Origin of the sequence: Prosthecobacter sp. (assembly GCF_044373815.1) — a bacterium.
GTDB lineage: Bacteria > Verrucomicrobiota > Verrucomicrobiia > Verrucomicrobiales > Verrucomicrobiaceae > Prosthecobacter.
In genome coordinates, this window is sequence record NZ_JBIPNG010000672.1 from 1 (window position 1) to 2,780 (window position 2,780).

Here is a 2,780-nt window from a genome sequence, read left to right on the forward strand (position 1 = left end):
CTCTTCGCGGTCGCCGACTTTGAGGTAACGGTAATAAACTTCAAGCTGGAGGGTGCAGAGGCACTGGCGGTAGATGGGGTCTGCGGCATCACCGGCGGGCCAGTTCGGGCGGCCGGCCTTGAAGGCGCCGTCAGACTGCTGGGCTCCAAGGATCTGCGGAAGGAACTGCTGGTTGTAGAATTTCCAGTCGTCGCCGCCCTGCTGGAAGAAGGTCTGGGTGTAGTAGTACCAGCAGTAGAGATTGCAGTTTTTGTTCCAGTCGAGGGGCTCGGCGGTGAGGAAGTCGCGCAGGAATTTGATGCCCTTCTTGATCGCGGTGGTCTTGCCCTTGGCCATGGTCTGGAGGCCGAGGATGCCGACGCCGGAGAGGCTCCACTGATTGTAGTGGGCGTCACGATTTGCGCCGCCGAAGCCGCCGTCCTTGGTCTGCATTTTTTCCAGGTAGTCGGTCATCTTGCCGATGCAGCTGTGGAGGCCGTCGATCTTCAGACCGGTGTTCTTGGCGGCTTTGAGCGCCTGGAACTGCCAGCCGACCACGGAAAGGTCAGCGCCGGCGGCCTTGTTGTAAACGATCTGGTCCTTGCCGCCGTAGGCCCAGGCACCTGCCGGGGTCTGGTTGTCGATGATGACTTTCACGCCTTTTTCGAAGGCTTCGCGCATGCCGGGAAGGCTCTTGCTGCCGAGACGGGCGAGGGTGTACATTTCTCCCAGAGCGTAGGTGGCGATGCCGTGTTCGTAGGTGCCTGCGCCGCCTTTGCCGCCGGCGGCTTCGCCCTGCCAGCCTGTTTCAGAGAAGATGCCGTGGGGATTCTTTTTGCCGGCTTCGATGAGGAACATGATGCCCTTCATGACGTTTTCACCGTAGAAGGGGGACTCGGGCGTTTCGCAGCGGCCCAGGAAGCACAGAAGTGCCAGACCTGTGTAGGCGCACTTGTTGCTTTTGCCCCAGGAGCCGTCGGCGTTCTGCTTGGTCTTGAGCCATTCGAGGGAAGCACTCACAGCAGCCTCGCACTCAGGGGAGCCGCCGTTTTGACGGAGCTTTTCAAGTCGTTCCTGCGTGGAGCAGCGGCTGCGCATGGAAGGGGGAAGAGTGACGAAACCGCCTGCGGCTCCGAGTCCCTGACCTTTGCCAAAGCCGCCACCGGCTCCGCCCATGCCGAAACCGCCTGCACCGCCGAGGGCGCCGCCGCCCATCATGGCGCTGACGTCGGGCATATCCAGTGAGTCTGGGGGTGCCTCAGGCAGGGTGATGGCCGAATTGGTGCTCGTGCTGACGAGCTTCTTCATCGGCATGGTCTTGTTGATGGAGCTGCGCTTCTTCTGCTGCACCTTGTGCTGCAGATCCGCACTGGCCTTCGCGCCCTGCGCGGTGCCGCCACCGGGGAGGAAGTCCACCTGCTTGTCCATGACACCGCTTTGGAAGACGATGAACAGGGCCAGCACGCCGAGACCGGCGTGGATCAAAATACTGAGAAGGAGGGAGCTGGCACCGGCCTTGAGCCAGAGCTGCACGAACTTGTTTGGCGGCTTGCCCACTTCGATGTGGGTGAGTGCTGGTGGGTGATAGATCTGGCCTTCGACATGCTCAGCCACGACGGCTTCACCAACGTCATCGGTCGGCACGGCGGCAGCCACGGCCACGCTCGGGGCGGGCATCACAGGGGCACCGGAAGGGGCTGGCATGGAGGGAGCCACGGCGGCAGGCACGGGCATGGCCACGGGGACGGCGGCGCTGGCGGGCTTGGGGGCCGGAGCCGGGGCAGGTGCGGCGGTGGGAACGGTGCCGGTGGAAGGTGCGGGCGGCGGCATCATGGCCGGCATGGGCATCTGCGGCATGTAGCCGGGCGGATAGCCGGGCATCTGCGGCGGGTAGCCTTGGGGCATCGGGTAGCCCGGAGGATAGCCTGGCATCTGCGGTGGGTAGCCCTGCGGTGCTGGATAACCCTGAGGATAGCCCTGCGGCATCTGCGGCGGATAGCCCTGCGGCATCGGGTAGCCAGGTGGGTAACCCTGCGGCGGTGGGTAGCCCTGCGGATAACCCTGCTGCGGCGGATAACCCTGGGGATAGCCCTGCGGCAGCGGCTGTGTGACACCAGGAGGTGGTGGCTGCTGCGGATTCTGAGGATTCTGCGGGTTACCAGGCTGCGACGGATTCATTTCAATAAAAACTGTTGATGTACATGTATATACACGGTGGCCAGCGCTTCCGACAAGATGAATTTACAGGTCGCATGAACGAACTGGAAAGGCGCGCTGAAGAGGAAACGCGCCGCGTGGCCGATTCTTAGCCTACAAGACCTCCCATGGGGCTCCGTTTGAAGCCGCTGAAGGATGCCCACCGAACGCGAATTGTCATTTGCACGACGGGCCTCTTCCGATAGGATGCCGGACCCCGATCTCACATGAAAACCGCCTCGTTCATCCTCTGCGCCGCCGCCCTCGTCCTCGCCTCCACTTCCTGTGGAAAGCACTCCTGGAAGGAAACCCAGGTGCTGCACGAAGGCATGCACAAGGCGCACGACGAAGGTCATGGCGAATCCCACGCCAAGGAAGCCGAGCACGGCGAAAAGAAGGCCCACTAGGACTTCTGCATGCGTCGCTACGCCTTCATCGGGCTGCTTGTTCTGGTGATGGTAGCGACCAGTTGTGTGATGCTGCGGACGTGCTGGGCACGCCTGTCTCCCGCCATTGCCTCCACCGGCGGCAAGGCTTTGCACCTCCGCCTGCCGGATGCTGGGAAGACGCACCTGCAAAAGGACCAGCGCTGGGCGGCGGATCAG

At 62.8% G+C, this 2,780-nt stretch carries 3 protein-coding genes; 2 read left to right on the forward strand and 1 reads right to left on the reverse strand.

Going from position 1 to position 2,780, the window contains the following annotated elements; genetic code table 11:
- The coding region (locus tag ACIREA_RS30060) for a prenyltransferase/squalene oxidase repeat-containing protein (RefSeq protein ID WP_397386003.1) at positions 1-2,157 on the reverse strand (2,157 nt) is incomplete at its 3' end.
- 245 nt (positions 2,158-2,402) lie between these two features.
- Between ACIREA_RS30060 and ACIREA_RS30065 the strand changes: the two genes are divergently transcribed.
- Both ACIREA_RS30065 and ACIREA_RS30070 read left to right on the forward strand, forming a co-directional pair.
- Entirely contained in the window at positions 2,403-2,582 is a 180-nt protein-coding gene (locus ACIREA_RS30065; RefSeq protein WP_397386004.1) for a hypothetical protein, read from the forward strand.
- Between the two features lie 9 nt (positions 2,583-2,591).
- On the forward strand, positions 2,592-2,780 hold a 189-nt coding region (locus ACIREA_RS30070), incomplete at its 3' end, for a hypothetical protein (RefSeq protein ID WP_397386005.1).